This window comes from Pseudomonas sp. MWU16-30322, from assembly GCF_020515535.1.
GTDB lineage: Bacteria > Pseudomonadota > Gammaproteobacteria > Pseudomonadales > Pseudomonadaceae > Aquipseudomonas > Aquipseudomonas fluorescens_H.
In genome coordinates this window covers 380,502-395,390 of sequence record NZ_JAIWYL010000004.1, presented here as the reverse complement: position 1 = coordinate 395,390, position 14,889 = coordinate 380,502, and the positions used below count along the sequence as shown (strand labels likewise).

The 14,889-nt window shown below is 62.1% G+C and carries 18 protein-coding genes and 2 pseudogenes; 7 read left to right on the top strand and 13 right to left on the bottom strand.

The genetic code is table 11. The features are described from left to right. Positions 1-417: 417 nt before the first annotated feature. The 5 genes from LCH64_RS10455 to LCH64_RS10430 all read right to left on the bottom strand — a co-directional run bounded on the left by LCH64_RS10455 (position 418) and on the right by LCH64_RS10430 (position 3,624). Entirely contained in the window at positions 418-939 is a 522-nt protein-coding gene (locus LCH64_RS10455; RefSeq protein ID WP_226500182.1) for a GNAT family N-acetyltransferase, read from the bottom strand. 158 nt (positions 940-1,097) lie between these two features. Next, positions 1,098-1,577 (bottom strand): GNAT family protein, encoded by a 480-nt coding sequence (locus LCH64_RS10450; RefSeq protein WP_103520079.1) that lies wholly within the window; start codon positions 1,575-1,577, stop codon positions 1,098-1,100. Between the two features lie 13 nt (positions 1,578-1,590). Further along, on the bottom strand, positions 1,591-1,806 hold the full coding sequence (locus LCH64_RS10445) for a DUF4287 domain-containing protein (protein ID WP_139054715.1): 216 nt from the start codon (positions 1,804-1,806) through the stop codon (positions 1,591-1,593). A gap of 154 nt (positions 1,807-1,960) precedes the next feature. Beyond that, complete coding sequence (locus tag LCH64_RS10440) at positions 1,961-2,872, bottom strand: sel1 repeat family protein (RefSeq protein WP_226500181.1); 912 nt, start codon at positions 2,870-2,872, stop codon at positions 1,961-1,963. A gap of 203 nt (positions 2,873-3,075) precedes the next feature. Continuing rightward, positions 3,076-3,624: a cytochrome b gene (locus LCH64_RS10430; protein WP_123586755.1), complete on the bottom strand. Its 549-nt coding sequence runs from the start codon at positions 3,622-3,624 to the stop codon at positions 3,076-3,078. 207 nt (positions 3,625-3,831) lie between these two features. Between LCH64_RS10430 and LCH64_RS10425 the strand changes: the two genes are divergently transcribed. The 7 genes from LCH64_RS10425 to LCH64_RS10395 are packed head-to-tail and all read left to right on the top strand — an operon-like array spanning position 3,832 to position 10,153. Continuing rightward, positions 3,832-4,509 (top strand): thermostable hemolysin, encoded by a 678-nt coding sequence (locus LCH64_RS10425; RefSeq protein WP_226500180.1) that lies wholly within the window; start codon positions 3,832-3,834, stop codon positions 4,507-4,509. Beyond that, complete coding sequence (locus LCH64_RS10420; RefSeq protein ID WP_226500179.1) at positions 4,499-5,980, top strand: AMP-binding protein; 1,482 nt, start codon at positions 4,499-4,501, stop codon at positions 5,978-5,980. Before LCH64_RS10425 ends, LCH64_RS10420 begins: the two co-directional genes overlap by 11 nt. Then, the gene (locus tag LCH64_RS10415; protein WP_226500178.1) at positions 5,977-6,651 is read left to right on the top strand and encodes an iron-containing redox enzyme family protein; all 675 of its coding nucleotides are present in this window, start codon (positions 5,977-5,979) and stop codon (positions 6,649-6,651) included. The genes LCH64_RS10420 and LCH64_RS10415 overlap by 4 nt, the downstream gene beginning before the upstream one ends. Beyond that, positions 6,638-7,447 (top strand): SDR family oxidoreductase, encoded by an 810-nt coding sequence (locus LCH64_RS10410; RefSeq protein WP_103484220.1) that lies wholly within the window; start codon positions 6,638-6,640, stop codon positions 7,445-7,447. Before LCH64_RS10415 ends, LCH64_RS10410 begins: the two co-directional genes overlap by 14 nt. After that, positions 7,444-8,088 (top strand): tetratricopeptide repeat protein, encoded by a 645-nt coding sequence (locus LCH64_RS10405; RefSeq protein WP_226500177.1) that lies wholly within the window; start codon positions 7,444-7,446, stop codon positions 8,086-8,088. The genes LCH64_RS10410 and LCH64_RS10405 overlap by 4 nt, the downstream gene beginning before the upstream one ends. 11 nt (positions 8,089-8,099) lie before the next feature. Further along, positions 8,100-8,762 (top strand): response regulator, encoded by a 663-nt coding sequence (locus LCH64_RS10400; RefSeq protein WP_103484222.1) that lies wholly within the window; start codon positions 8,100-8,102, stop codon positions 8,760-8,762. After that, on the top strand, positions 8,759-10,153 hold the full coding sequence (locus LCH64_RS10395) for an ATP-binding protein (RefSeq protein WP_103520086.1): 1,395 nt from the start codon (positions 8,759-8,761) through the stop codon (positions 10,151-10,153). Before LCH64_RS10400 ends, LCH64_RS10395 begins: the two co-directional genes overlap by 4 nt. Here the strand turns inward: LCH64_RS10395 and LCH64_RS10390 are convergent. The 8 genes and pseudogenes from LCH64_RS10390 to LCH64_RS10355 all read right to left on the bottom strand — a co-directional run bounded on the left by LCH64_RS10390 (position 10,124) and on the right by LCH64_RS10355 (position 14,836). Then, positions 10,124-10,702 carry a LysE family translocator gene (locus tag LCH64_RS10390; protein WP_103520087.1) on the bottom strand — a complete coding sequence of 193 codons (579 nt, stop codon included), beginning with the start codon at positions 10,700-10,702 and terminating at the stop codon, positions 10,124-10,126. The two genes, LCH64_RS10395 and LCH64_RS10390, sit on opposite strands and share 30 nt — an antisense overlap. A 68-nt stretch (positions 10,703-10,770) precedes the next feature. Continuing rightward, entirely contained in the window at positions 10,771-11,610 is an 840-nt protein-coding gene (locus LCH64_RS10385) for an AraC family transcriptional regulator (protein WP_226500176.1), read from the bottom strand. A gap of 72 nt (positions 11,611-11,682) precedes the next feature. After that, on the bottom strand, positions 11,683-12,381 hold the full coding sequence (arsH, locus tag LCH64_RS10380; RefSeq protein ID WP_226500175.1) for an arsenical resistance protein ArsH: 699 nt from the start codon (positions 12,379-12,381) through the stop codon (positions 11,683-11,685). A gap of 12 nt (positions 12,382-12,393) precedes the next feature. After that, entirely contained in the window at positions 12,394-12,864 is a 471-nt protein-coding gene (locus tag LCH64_RS10375; RefSeq protein WP_226500174.1) for an arsenate reductase ArsC, read from the bottom strand. Positions 12,865-12,889: 25 nt separating this feature from the next. Further along, complete coding sequence (locus LCH64_RS10370; protein WP_098964418.1) at positions 12,890-13,237, bottom strand: metalloregulator ArsR/SmtB family transcription factor; 348 nt, start codon at positions 13,235-13,237, stop codon at positions 12,890-12,892. A gap of 198 nt (positions 13,238-13,435) precedes the next feature. Continuing rightward, a pseudogene (locus LCH64_RS10365) lies at positions 13,436-13,570 on the bottom strand (LysR family transcriptional regulator); the annotation flags it as partial. Positions 13,571-13,691: 121 nt separating this feature from the next. Beyond that, positions 13,692-13,829, bottom strand: a pseudogene (locus LCH64_RS10360) (LysR family transcriptional regulator); the annotation flags it as partial. A gap of 122 nt (positions 13,830-13,951) precedes the next feature. Further along, positions 13,952-14,836: a LysR family transcriptional regulator gene (locus LCH64_RS10355; protein ID WP_226500173.1), complete on the bottom strand. Its 885-nt coding sequence runs from the start codon at positions 14,834-14,836 to the stop codon at positions 13,952-13,954. Positions 14,837-14,889 lie beyond the last annotated feature (53 nt).

The window sequence follows — 14,889 nt, the reverse complement described above, 5'->3', positions numbered from 1 at the left end:
ACTAGGACCCGGCACACCCGAAGGTGTCCTGCGCATGGCCACCATTGAGCAGCGACCTGATGAGGTCTGCGAACGGTGCGCGATGCGACTAGTTATGGCGGGCTACCAAACCCGATCACTGTTTTTCAGTGACCGACAGACGATAGAACCCGCGCCCTAGACGCACAAGCCAGCGGATTCTGGCGTACTCGTAGGTGATGGCGCAAGGCGTTGTAGGGCATGGGTGGTTACGAGAGGCTTCGTTTAAACGGGGGTGATTTTTCTGTTTATTTCGGTCAGTGGTTGATGGGGTGATAGGGCAGACGTCTTCGCGGGCAAGCCCGCTCCCACAGGGATTTTTGGCTGGATTGAGATTGGTGGGGGCTGGACTGGCGTCATCGCGAGCAGGCTCACTCCTACAGAGGGAGGTGGTTCGGATCAGCGGGCATCTCGCTGGATTCGGAATACCAGGCTGGGGGCTTTGCCGGGGACATCGTCCAGTTCGCCGAAGCGGCACATGCCTATCTTTTCCAGCACGCGGATTGAGGCGGTGTGGTCAGGCCTGACCAGACCGAATACCTCGGGCAACCCGATATGGTCGAAGGCGTGGGTTAGCGCGGTTTGTGCGGCCTCTGTCGCATAGCCGTGGCCCCACGCTTCGACGGCGAAGCGATAGCCGAGGTTGATGACCTTTTTGCCCAGGTAGTCGTGGGCGGCGATGCCGGCGAATCCGAGGATGTGCTCAGGGGCTTGTGCGCTGCTGATTGCCCACCATCCGTAGGCGTGGGTTTCCCAGTGTTGCAGCCAGCGCTCCAGCAGTGCTTCGGCTTGGGCGATGTCGGTCATGGGGCCGGCGGGGTTGAACAGATTGGTTTGTGGGTCGCCGAAAATGCTGAAAACGGTGGGCAGGTCTGCTGGCTTTGGGCGTCGGTAGATCAAGCGTGCGGTGGTGCCTGGCATGGTCAAAACCTTGGTGATTCAGCGGGTCATGGGGCGGCTGGGCTGGCGTCTTCGCTAGCAGGCTAGCTCCCACAGTTTCCGCGCAAGACTTGCGAGCACGTCCGACCGGAAAAACGCCATCGCGGGCGAGCCCGGCTCCCACGGGGACTGGGGGACGACTATTGTCGGTGGCGTGTCATGTTGATCAGCGCCACGCGTCTGCCACCCGGCGCCGCGCGCTCTTCGATGGAGAACGGCACGAAGCCGAGTTTCGGGTAGAGCAGCAACCCCGCCGTGTTTTCGTTGAAACAGGACAGCTGCACTTCCCTTGCCCCGTACTTTTCAAAGCCGACCGCAGTCATTGTTTCGACAATGTAGCGAGCGACGCCCTGGCCCCGGGCGTAAGGCGCGACGATGACGTTGCCGATGCAGCAGATGCCGTCGTGCTCGGCACGGTAGAAGTTGGCGAAGCCGACGAACTCGCCGTTGGCCAGAAAAGCCGTGGAGTCGAAGCGCTGACTGATCGCGGTGTGCATTTGTTCTTCCGTCAGCGGGTACTGCGCTTTCGGGAACATGAAGTACAACTCTTGAACGCCCTGCGGAAAGCCGCACAGGGTTTTGACGTCGTCGGCCGTCACGGGCCGGTGGGTGAAGTTCATCGCTGCCCTGCCCTCACTGTTTGCCTGCGGCCAAATGGTGCGCGACCAGCGCGTTGGCATGGCCGTGGCCCATGCCGTGTTCATCCTTGAGCCACGCCACCAGTTCCATGTGTTTCTTGTCGGTGACGCCGGCGAGCAGGTTCAGCCAGTGATCGATGGGCTGGCCGTATTTCTTTTCGATGGAGGGGAAGTACGACGCCGGGCCTTTAACCTTGTTGTCTTCGCTCATGCTGCAAGCTCCATTGGGTCGCGACGGAGGGTCGGCGACGCTCCTTGTCGGCATGCCCATAGAGTGGACGCGAGACGCTGTTCCGGCAAGTGGCGCGGCCAGCCCGTTGAGTTCACGCCGACCTGTCGGTGGGGGGATTCACTCGGGGGAAGGCTCAGTTCTTTCTGCTCTCGTCAAATCGCTGCCGCGGACTCTTGCCGTCCGTCCTGACGATCGGGATCGCCTGATAGCTCTTCTGGCCCGGTGGCATGATCGGGTCACCGGGAAAGCGATAATCGCTGAAGCCTTGCATCACTCTTTGATCAAGCGCGGTGTCGCCCGAACTTTGCCGTATCGAAACCACCGGGGCCGATGCGCCCGGGGTGTACTCCAGCTGTACCTGCACTGGCTTGCTGGCAGACGTCGGATTGACGTTGTTCTCCAGAGACTTCTCTATGGCGGTGATGCGTTTCTTGAGGCCGCTTTGCACGCTGCTGACAAAGAGATTGTTGTAGCGCTGTTGCTGCTCGATCGTCAGAGGCAAGCCTTTGGCGCGTAGACGTTCGATGCCTTGCCACGAGTCATCGCCGAGATACTGCGTGGCGTTGAAGTAATGCGTCAGCGCGCCTTGCAGGTCCTGCGGGCCACCGCGCCCGTCCTCCATGTATTTGGCCAGTTTGGCTTCACTGCGCTGCTGCTCGGGCTTGCTCACGGCAAGCTGGTAAAACTGCCGCGCATCGGTGTCATTGACCGGCCCGCCGATGCCTTCTTCGGCCATGCGCCCAAGTTGGCCATAGGCGCTGGCGTCTTTATCGGCCACGGCTTGATAGAGGGCCTTGGCTTTGGAAATGTCCTGGGGCACACCGCGCCCCTTCTCGTACAGGTCGCCCAGCATGATCGTACACGGCAGGTTACCGCTCTGACTGAGGTCGCGGATGTAGCTGACTTCCAGCGAGGTGATGGCTTTATCGTCCCAGTAGGCGAAGCAACGCAGAGCGGGGAAATCTGCGACCTGGGTATAAGCGCTGTTGGTTTTGCAGCCTGCGATGAGGGCGGTGAGCGCCAGTAGAGCAACAACCTTGTTCATGAACGGCATCCGTTGAAATCGTGCAGATTTCATCGGCAGGCCGGCGCAAAACCTGAAGTCCAAGCACTCGAACACGCCACAAAAAACTGTGGGAGCGGGCTTGCTCGCGAAGGCGTCGTGTCAGCCGAAATCATCAGTGGCTGATACTCCGCCTTCGCGAGCAAGCCCGCTCCCACAGGGATTATGTATGAAGGGGATCAAGGTTACTCCGTGCGCCCCGGCAACATCCGCACCAGCGTGTTATCCCGCACCCAGTAGTGGTGAAACAGCCCTGCCGCCGCGTGCAAGCCGATCAGCCAGTAGCCCGCGCTGCCCAGCGTTTCATGCCAGTATTTGAGCTGTTTGGCGAAGTCCGGGTCGATCGCCACCGGTGCTGGGACGTGGAAGCCGAAGTACGGGAACGGTTTGTCGGCAGCGGCGAGCATCAGCCAGGCGAGGATCGGGGTGGCGATCATCAGCACGTACAGCGCCAGGTGCATCAGGTGCGAGATGCCGGTCTGCCAGGCAGGCGGTTTGGGGGTTATCGGCGGGCGTGGGCTCAAGCGGCCGAGCAGGCGCACCCAGACCAGCACGAAGATGCTCGTGCCGAACAGGCCGTGGAATCCCATCAGCAGGCCGCGCGCTTCGCTGCCCTTGGGCATGAAGCCCTTGATTTCGACGCAGGCGTAGACGCCGACAAACAACGCCAGCATCAGCCAGTGCAGGGTGATTGAGAGTTTTCCATAACGGGTTACGGCGGTGTCGCGGGTCATAAGAAGCGCCTCGTGATTTCGTGAGCGACCGCCGATTCGTTCGACAGTCTCGATCCGGTTGCAGGGCGAACCGACGGTGCCACCCTGCCCTTGCAGTCTTAAGACAATCTGAAGATTGCCCGTTTGATTAACCTTTTTTCACCTTCAGACTTCGTTAAGAAATGCCTCCGATACTCCGCTCAAACCATTGAGGGAGGCGCGCCGCCCATGCCCGATTACCACTGGAACATTCCCCTCCCTCTGCGTTTCGGTCAGGCCGACATGCCGCCGATGACCTTGACCGGCGCTTTGCCCGACGACGCGCTGCGAGAGACTTTCGAAGCCTTCATCCAGCAGCGTTTTCGCAAGGCCCACGGCGCCGACATCCGGCACTTTATGCCCGAGCTGTTCGGCATGCACAACGTCGACGGCGAACTGTGCGCGGTAGCCGGCGTGCGTCGTGCGCATCGCGAGCCACTGTTTCTCGAGCGTTACCTGGACGAGCCGATCGAACCGTTGATCAGCGCTGCGGCTGATCGCCCGGTGGATCGCGTCGCCATTGTCGAAGTCGGCAATCTTGCCGCCAGCGACACCGGCAGCGCACGCATGAGCATCATCGCCATCACCTATCTGCTGGCCATGGGCGGCCTGGAATGGGTGACGTTCACCGGCAACATCGGGCTGGTCAACAGCTTCCATCGGCTCGGTCTGAAGCCAGTGACATTATGCGCCGCCGACCCGGATCGCCTGGGTGACGAGCGTCAACACTGGGGCAGTTATTACGAAAGCAAGCCTTGGGTGCACGTCGGCAACATCCGCGCCGGCTTCATCCATTTGCGCAATATCGGCCTGTTCACTCGATTGGGACTGCCGACCTCGATTGAAGGAGCCTGCCATGTCGCTTGAATTGCAACGCTTCCAGGAAACCCTGCGCGACCATGCCCGGCGCAATGACAACAGCACTGCACTGTGGGGCGATACGCTGAAACTCGATTACGCCACGGTGTATGCCGAGGTGCTGTATCGCCAGGAGCGCCTGCGCGATGAACAGGCGCAGGTGATCGCCCTGGCGCTGGATAACGGCGTCGATGCGATGTTGTGGGATCTGGCCGTGTTGTTCGAGGGCCTGACCTGCGTGACGCTGCCGCCGTTTTTCAGCCCCGCGCAACGGGCCCATTGTCTGGAGCAGAGCCAGGCCGAACGGGTGATTGCCGAACCGGAGCTGGACGCCGAGCTGCTCGCCGCCGGTTATGAAAAGCGCGGTGAGTTCTGGTGCCGCACGTTCAGCGGCCCGAGTCGCCTGCCGGCCGGCACCGCCAAACTGACCTTCACCTCCGGCACCACCGGCACACCGAAAGGCGTGTGCCTGAGTGCCGACAGTCTGCTGCGTGTGGCGCGGGAGCTGGATCAAGCGAGCAAATCCACCGATCCGCAGCATCATCTAGCGTTGTTGCCGCTGGCGATTCTGCTGGAAAACCTCGGCTGTTACGCCGCGCTGTATGCCGGTGCGACGCTGAGTCTGCCGAGCCAGAAAACCCTGGGTATCCAAGGCGCCAGCGGCGTCGATGTACCGCACCTGTTGGGCTATCTGGCCAGGCGTGCGCCGGAGAGTCTGATTCTGGTGCCGCAGCTGTTGCTGATGCTGGTCAGCGCTGCCGAACAGAAAGCCTTCGATCCACAAAAACTGCGTTTCGCCGCCGTCGGTGGTGCACGGGTCTCGGAGGATTTGCTGCACCGCGCGCATCGTGTCGGCCTGCCGGTTTACGAAGGTTATGGCTTGTCCGAATGCGCCTCGGTGGTGTGCCTCAATCGCCCCGGCGCGCGGCGTCCGGGCAGCGTCGGTCAGCCGCTGCCACACGTTGAAGTTCGCTTGGCTGAAGACGGAGAGGTGCTGATCAAGGGCTCGGCACTGCTCGGTTATCTGGGGGATGCGCCGTACGCCGATGAGTGGTGGCCGAGCGGCGATCTAGGCGAGTTCGACCCCGAAGGTTTCCTCTACCTCAAGGGCCGCAAGAAACACCAGTTCGTCACCAGTTTCGGACGCAACGTCAACCCGGAATGGGTCGAGTCCGAACTGACCCAGCGCCGCCATATCGCCCAGGCCTTCGTCTACGGCGAGGCCCTGCCGCACAACCATGCCTTGCTCTGGCCGCACCGTACCGATTGCAGCGACGCGGAGCTGGCCGCAGCGGTCGCTGAGGCTAACGAAGCCTTGCCCGATTACGCCCAGGTGCATCGCTGGACGCGCCTGCCGCACCCCTTCACTGCCGCCAATGGTTTGCTCACCGCCAATGGCCGCCCGCGCCGCGAAGCGATCGTCGCGCAGTACCACGCCCAATTGACTGAATCCGCTGTTTCCGAGGAGTCCGCATCATGAGTTTTTTCGACACCCTGCAAGAAGCCACGCATCAGGAACGCCACGAGCTGTTCAACCTGCCGATTATCCTCGACGCCTTGCAAGGCAAGGTCAGCCTGGAAAGCTATCGGGCATTTCTGGCGCAGGCGTATTACCACGTGCGCCACACCGTGCCGTTGATGATGGCCTGCGGCGCGCGCCTGCCGACGCGGCTGGAATGGCTGCGCAAAGCCGTGTGCGAGTACATCGAGGACGAATACGGCCACGAACAGTGGGTGCTCAGCGATATCGCCGCGTGTGGCGGTGATCGCGATGCGGTGCGCGACGGTCAGCCTTCGTTGCCGATCGAACTGATGGTCAGCTTCCTTTACGACCTGATCGCCCGGGGTAATCCGGTGGGCCTGTTCGGCATGGTCAATGTGCTTGAAGGCACCAGCATCGCCCTGGCTACCCACGCAGCGGGCAGCATTCGCGAGCGTCTGGCACTGTCGGACACCGCGTTCAGCTACCTGAATTCGCACGGCTCGCTGGACATCGAGCACATGCAGACCTACCGCCGCCTGATGAATCAGTTGGAAGATCCAGACGATCAAGCCGCGGTGATCCACGCCTCGAAAGTCGTCTATCGCTTGTACACCGATATGTTCCGTGGCCTGCCGCGTGACGCGGAGGCTCAACATGCAGCTGCATGATGCGCGGGTGGTGTTGACCGGTGCCAGTGGCGGCATCGGCATGGCCATCGCCGAGGCGTTGTGTGCCGCCGGCGCCCAGGTGCTGGCGGTGGCTCGACATGAGCAGGCGCTGGCGCCGTTGCTTGAGCGCTACCCGAACTCGCTGTGTTGGGTCGCCGCCGACCTGACCTTCCTCAGCGACCGACGCAAAGTGCTGGCCGCCGCCGAAGCCATCGGCGGCATCAACCTGCTGATCAACGCTGCCGGGGTCAACCACTTCGCCATGCTTGAACAGCTCGACGACAGCGACATCAACGCGATGCTCGCGGTGAACATCAGCGCACCGATCTGCCTGACCAAACTGCTGCTGCCCCTGCTCAAAGAGGCTGACAGCGCGATGGTGGTCAACGTCGGTTCCACCTATGGCTCGATCGGCTACGCCGGTTACGCCAGTTATTGCGCGACCAAGTTTGCCCTGCGCGGATTTTCCGAAGCGCTGCGCCGCGAGCTGGCCGACACTCGGGTCAACGTGCTGTATGTTGCGCCCCGGGCCACCCGCACTTCGATGAACAGCGCGGCGGCGCAAGCGTTGAACGATGCGCTCAAGTCCAACGTCGATGACCCGCAGACCGTTGCCTCGGCGGTGATCCACGCGATTGCCGGCGACCGCCGTGACCTGTATCTGGGCTGGCCTGAGCGCTTTTTCGTACGCCTCAATAACCTGCTGCCGCAGTTGGTGGATCGAGGCCTGCGCAAGCAGTTGCCGCTGATTCGCCGCCTCAGTGAAAAACCTGACAACGAGGCACCAAAACCATGAAAAGAATTTCCGTATGCCTGTTGCTCGCCGCCCTCAGTCAAAGCGTCTGGGCGCTGGAGCCTGCCGATCAGCAACGCCTCAACGGCATCCAGCAGAGCTGGGCGCACATCCAATATGAAGTGGCGGAAAAGCAACGCGCCGCTGCGTTCGAGCAATTGTCGTCAGAAGCCACTGCTTTTACCACCCAGCGTCCGGCAGTGGCCGAAGCGTGGATCTGGAAAGGCATCGTCACCAGCAGTTGGGCCGGCGCTCAGGGCGGACTCGGTGCCTTGGGCAAGGCCAAGGACGCCAAGGCCGATCTGGAAAAAGCCCTGACACTCGACCCCAAAGCCCTGCAAGGTTCGGCCTACACCAGCCTCGCCGCGCTATATGATCGCGTCCCGGGCTGGCCGATCGGTTTCGGCGACAGCGACAAGGCCGAGCAACTGCTCAAGCAAGCGCTGCAACTGAATCCGGAGGGCATCGACAGTCTGTACTTCTGGGGCGATCACCTCTACCGTCAGAAGCGCTACGCTGAAGCCAGGGCCGCGCTGCAAAAAGCCCTGCAAGCCGCCCCGCGTCCCGGCCGGGAAACCGCCGATGCCGGCCGGCGCAAAGAGATCGCCGCCCTGCTGGTGGACGTGAACCAGAAACTCGACTGACAGGAGTCCGCGTGCGTTTATTACTGATTGAGGATGACGTAGCCCTCGGTGAAGGCATTCATCAGGCATTGGGGCGCGAGGGCTACACCGTCGATTGGTTGAAGGACGGCAGCAGCGCGTTGCATGCGCTGCTCAGTGAAACCTTTGACGTTGCCGTACTCGATCTGGGCCTGCCGCGCATGGACGGCCTCGAAGTGCTGCGCCGTCTGCGCGACAGCGGTTCGAACCTGCCGGTGCTGATTCTTACCGCGCGCGATGCCACCGAAGACCGCATCGCCGGGCTGGACGCCGGCGCCGACGATTATCTGGTCAAACCCTTCGACCTCGCCGAACTCAAGGCACGCCTGCGTGCCTTGTTGCGGCGCAGTGCCGGGCGCGCCCAGGCGCTGATCGAACACGCCGGGATCAGCCTCAACCCCGGCACCCAGCAGGTCAGCTATCAGGGTCAGCCCGTCGCGCTGACGCCCAAGGAATATCAGTTGCTGCACGAACTGCTTTCGCCACCGGGGCGGGTGATGACACGCGACCAACTGCTCCAGTTACTGTATGGCTGGAACGAAGAAGCCGAGAGCAACACCCTGGAAGTGCACATCCACCACCTGCGCAAAAAATTCTCCACCGACCTGATCCGCACCATTCGCGGTGTGGGGTATCTGGTGGAGGAGCGTCGATGACCTCGATTCGTCGCCGCACACTGACGCTGATCATCGGTCTGTTGCTTGCAGGTCTTGCGGTGCTCAGCGTGTTCAATCTGCACGACAGCAACCACGAAATCGCCGAAGTCTACGACGCGCAACTGGCGCAAAACGCGCGCCTGTTGCAGGGTGTGATGCGCATGCCGCTGGCGAGCAAGGATCACTCGCAGCTGTATCAGGCGTTCAATCAGGCACTCAGCGAAGCCAAACCGCATGTCGACGGCCACCCTTACGAAAGCAAGATTGCCTTCCAGGTGTGGAACCCGAACAACGAAGTGCTGGTGCACACCGCCAGTGCCCCGTCGTTCACCGCACCGCCGACGCAACCGGGCTTCAGTGATGTGGTGGATTTGAATGGTCGCCACTGGCGCGCCTTCATGCTCGACGATCCGCAGAACGATCTGCGCATCTGGGTCGGCGAGCGCGATGATGTGCGCACCGATCTGGTCGACCGCATCGTGCGCCATACGCTGTGGCCGAATGTGCTCGGCAGCCTGATACTCGCGGCAATGGTCTGGCTGGCGATCGGCTGGGGGCTCAGGCCGCTGGCGAACATGGCGCAAACCCTGCGCGCCCGAAACAGTGGCTCTCTGGAACCGCTGCAACTGACCCCGCTGCCCAGCGAACTGGAACCGATGCAGGCGGCGCTCAACCGCATGCTGGCGCAGATTCAGGAAGTGCTTGGCCGCGAACGACGGTTTATCGCCGACGCTGCCCACGAGATGCGCACGCCACTGGCGGTGCTGCGGGTACACGCACAAAACCTGCTGGAGGCCGGTACCGAACAGGAGCGCCGCGAGTCGTTGCAGTTCCTGATTTCCGGCGTCGACCGCACGAGCCGACTGGTCAACCAGTTGCTGACCATGGCCCGCCTCGAACCGAAATCCAACCCGCCGCCGCTACAACGCATCGACCTCAGCGAAACCGTGCGTAACAGCCTCGTGCAACTGACGCCGTGGCTGTTGAGCAAACACCTGGAACTGGCCTTCGAGGACGGCGACCAACCGTTCCACGTCATGGCCAGCACCGCTGCCATCGACATCGCCCTGGGCAACCTGATCACCAACGCCGCCAACTTCTCGCCGGAGAACGGCGTGATCACGGTCAAGCTGAGCCAGGCCGAGGGCTGGTGCCTGCTGAGCGTCGAAGACCAAGGGCCGGGGATTGACGAGGCAGATCGGGCGCGCCTGTTCGAACGTTTTTACAGCCGTGGCAACACGCAAGGTGCAGGGCTGGGGCTGACCATCGTCAACACCATCGCATTGCGCCTGGGCGGACGGATCATCTTGGTCAACCGGCCTGAGGGTGGCTTGCGCGCCACCTTGTCGATGCCTCTTAGCTCAGTTGTGCAGCAACGCAGCGGCGGATGACACCACCAGCAACACCGCCAGAATCCGGTTCAGCCATTGCAACTGCACCGGATTGCTCAGCCAGCGCGCCGCCCCCCGCCCCAACAGCGCCCAGACGCCGAGGCACGGCAACGACACCAGAAAGAACGCCAGACACAGCGCATTCAACCCCTGCCCCTGCGCGGTAAACACGCTGATCACGGCAATCGCCATCATCCACGACTTGGGGTTGACCCACTGCAACAGCGCAGCGCCGAGCAGGCCCAGTTCGGGTTTTTCCTCGCCGGCGGCGGGATCGATGGCGGTAGCCGGCGCGGTGAAGATCTGCCACGCCAGCCACAGCATCCAGCCCATCCCCAGCGCACTGATCACCGGGCGCACGCCGGGCAGCATCAGCGTACTGGCGCCAGCGCCGGCCACCCACACCAATGACGCAGCGCCCGCCCCCGCGCCCAGAATGATCGGCAGACACGGTCGCCAGCCGCGTCGGGCGCTGGTGCTGAGAACAATCAGGTTGGTCGGCCCCGGGGTGATCGAGGCAACGAAGGCAAAGAGGATGAACGCAAGCATGGCGCGGCCCTGTAGAAAGTCAGGGCCAACTGTGATGGTTGAGCAAGGTGACGGTCTTGAACGTTTGTTCAGCGTCGAAAGGTACCAATGGCGCGTTGCTGATAGGCGCCCGGTGTGATGCCGTAGGCACGCACGAACCAGCGGCCGAGATGGCTTTGATCGGCGAATCCGAGGCGGCCGGCAACTTCCACTGGCTGCATGCCGGCGGCAAGCATCTGCCGGCCACGGCTCAGACGCAGCTGGATCAGCCACGCGTGTGGCGCGAGTCCATAGGCTGCCTTGAACGCGCGGGTCAGGCGAAAGCGGTCGGTGCCGCAGACGTCGGCCAGGGTTTGCAGGCTGATGTCCTGTTCGTGGTAGGCCACCAGGTAATCGCGTGCCTGCCGGGCGATCAACGGTGCGCGGTTGGCAGCGGTCGGTTGCGGTCGCCGGTACAGATGAATCGCCAGTCGTTCGAGCAAGGCATCCAGCGCCACGTCGCGCACCATGCGTACGTCCTGCTGATGCAGCGCATTGAACGCAAACAAGGTGGCCCGGGCCAGTTCGGGATCATCGTTGAGCACACTGCCGATCCCCGGCAAGCCGCTGCCATAACTGCCCAGATGCAAACCGTCCAGCGCCTGCTCCAGCCATGCCGGTTGCAGATAGAGCATGCGATAGGTGAAGCCGTCCGGGCTGGGCGCATCGCCGTCATGGATGTCGCCGGGTTCCAGCATGAAAACCTTGCCCGGCGTGCTGTCATGCCGCGCCCGACGGCTGTTGAAGCGCTGCACGCCTTGCTCGGTGAAGCCGATCAGGTAGGTTTCGTGCCAGTGCGGATCGTAGGCGTGCGCGTGCCCGGCGAAATGCGCGTGCAGGGTTTCGATGCCGGTTTCCCGGTCGCGGGCAAGGTCGATCCAGTTGCTCATGGCGTGCGTACAGTGGTGGGCTGGGGCCAGTAATCCACAATTGGCGGGTTGAGGCTAGAAGGTTTGTGCATTTCAGATCGAGCGCTGATTGACCCGCGCCATCAGTTGTTCGGCACTCTCCTTGCGTTCGGAGTAGCGATCCACCAGAAATTCCTGGCGGTCGCGCAGCAGCGCGGTGAACTTCACCAGCTCTTCCATCACATCGACCACGCGATCATAGAACGGCGAAGGTTTCATGCGCCCCACCTCGTCGAATTCCGCGAAAGCCTTGGGCACGGAAGACTGATTGGGGATGGTGAACATGCGCATCCAGCGACCCAGTACGCGCAGTTGATTGACCACGTTGAACGACTGCGAACCGCCGCAGACCTGCATCACCGCGAGGGTTTTGCCCTGAGTCGGACGCACCGCACCGAGCTCAAGGGGAATCCAGTCGATCTGTGTCTTGAACACCGCCGACATCGCGCCGTGGCGTTCCGGCGAACACCAGACCTGACCTTCCGACCACAGCACCAGCTCGCGCAGTTCCTGCACCTTGGGATGGTCGACCGGGGCGTCGTCCGGTAACGGCAGACCGGACGGATTGAAGATGCGCGTTTCGGCGCCGAAGTGCTCCAGCAAGCGTGCGGCCTCCTCCACCAGCAGACGGCTGAAGGAGCGTTCGCGGGTCGAGCCGTAGAGCAGCAGGATGCGCGGTTGATGGTCGTGCGAAGGTGGCGTGTTCCGGCCTTCGAACAGGGTGTGATCAAGATTGGGCAGATGCTCTGACATATGTCCTCCGGCTCAGAGGGAGCCGATGCGATCAAGTTCGCGCTGAAGCTCAACGCGGCTGAGTGTTTTAAAAGGAAGACCGAGGAAGGTTGCGCAGCGGCGCTCGATGATCGCCAGCGTGGCACGGAACGCGGCATCCACTGCGGCCTCGTCACCGCTCACATCAGAGGGATCTTCCAGCCCCCAATGACATTTGATCGCCGGCCCGAAGTACACCGGGCAGGTTTCGCCCGCAGCCTTGTCGCAGACGGTGATGACGATGTCCGGCGGGTTGCCTTCGAAGGCGTCGTTGCCCTTGCTGTACAAACCGTCGATAGAAATACCGGCCTGTTGCAAAGTCGCCAGGCTGCGTGGCAACACCTGGCCCTTGGGGAAACTGCCGGCACTCACAGCCTCGAAACCCTCGCGTGCCAGATGATTGAACACGGCCTCGGAAAGGATGCTGCGGCAACTGTTGGCCGTGCACATGAACAGGACACGCATGGATAGCTCCGGGAATATTTGAAGTTCAGCAGCACGCGGTTTCGCGGGCAGGACGACCATCCATGTTGTGCAGACGACAGGCATTGTCCTTGAGCCAATCGGCGTTGGCCGTCGCGGTGACCTTGAGGATCTGGTGAACCCAATCCGGCAGATCCGGGTTGAGCCGGTAATAGACCCACTGACCCTGACGGCGATCAAGCAACAACCCATTGCTGCGCAGTTGCGCGAGGTGGCGGCTGATTTTCGGCTGGCTGTCGTCGAGGGCGCACATCAGCTCGCAGACACACAGCTCACCCTGCTCGGCAATCAGCAAGGTGGCGCGGGCACGGGTTTCATCGGCCAGGCTTTTGAACAGTTCGGTGGGGGTGAGCATGGGGGTGGACTCGAACATATGGAAAACCGAATATACGGATATCCATATATTATTCAACCCCGGATTCAAGCCACACCGCAGAACCCCTGTGGGAGCGGGCTTGCTCGAAGGCGTAGTGTCAGTCGATACCTATGTCACAGACATACCGCTTTCGCGAGCAAGCCCGCTCCCACAGGGGGATTTGTGTGGGCTTGACTATCAGCGCAACAGCCCCTGCTCCGCTTCGCAAAGGCCGACGACATAATCCCAGACCACCCGTAGCCTCACCGATTTGTGCAGCTCGCGCCGGGTACTGATCCAGTAACTTCGCTCGATGCTGCCATCCGGCAACAACCGCAGCCCCCTGTGGGAGCGGGCTTGCTCGCGAAGGCGTAGTGTCAGTCGATACCTATGTCACAGACATACCGCTTTCGCGAGCAAGCCCGCTCCCACAGGGGGATTTGTGTGGGCTGGACTATCCGCGCAACAGCCCCTGCTCCGCTTCGCCCAACCCCACCACATAATCCCAGACCACCCGCAGCCGCACCGACTTGTGCAGCTCGCGCCGGGTACTGATCCAGTAACTGCGCTCGATGCTGCCATCCGGCAACAACCGCAGCCCCCTGTGGGAGCGGGCTTGCTCGCGAAGGCGTAGTGTCAGTCGATATCGATGTCACAGACATACCGCTTTCGCGAGCAAGCCCGCTCCCACAGGGGGATTTTTGTGGGGTGGGACTATCCGCGCAGCAGGCCCTGCTCCGCTTCGCAAAGGCCGACGACATAATCCCAGACCACCCGCAGCCTCACCGATTTGTACAGCTCGCGCCGGGTACTGATCCAGTAACTGCGCTCGATGCTGTCATCCGGCAACAACGCCACCAGATCCGGATCCGACGCCGCCATGTAGCAAGGCAACACCGCAATGCCCAACCCCGAGCGCGCCGCTTCCTGCTGGGCGATCACGCTGGTGCTATGGAACACGACGCGCGGGCTGCGGCAGAAGCTGTTGAGGAACATCAACTCCTGACTGAACAGCAGATCATCGACATAACCGATCCACGCATGCCGACCGAGATCTTCGCGGCTGCGCAACGGCGGCGCGTTGTCGAGGTAGCGTTGGCTGGCGTAAAGCGCCAACCGATAGTCGGTGAGCTTGCGCGTGACCAGCATGTCTGCCGCCGGGCGCTCCAGATGAATGCTGATTTCCGCCTCGCGGTTGAGGATGCTGACGAAGCGCGGCACGGCGACCAGTTCCACCTCCAGCCCCGGATAGCGTTCGAACAGGCCGATCATGCGGCTGGCGAGAAACTTGATGCCCAGCCCCTCAGTGACGCCGACGCGGATCTTGCCCAGCGGCGCGGTGGACTGGGTGATTTCTTCCTGAGCCAGCAGCGCAACGTTTTCCATGGCTTCGGCGTGTTTGAGCAGCGCCTCCCCCGCCGGGGTCATTTCGTAGCCTTGGGCGTGCTGAACGAACAGCGCGGTGCCGAGGCTTTTTTCGATGGCCTCGATGTGTCGGGCCACGGTGGCGTGAGTAGTGTTCAAGCGCCGGGCAGCGGTGAGCAGGCGGCCGCTGCGTTGCAACTCCAGAAAGAACCGCAGGTCGTTCCAGTCGAACATGGGGTGTCCTTGTCAGCTATGGTCAATCCAGGCTGTTTGAAAACGCACAGCGG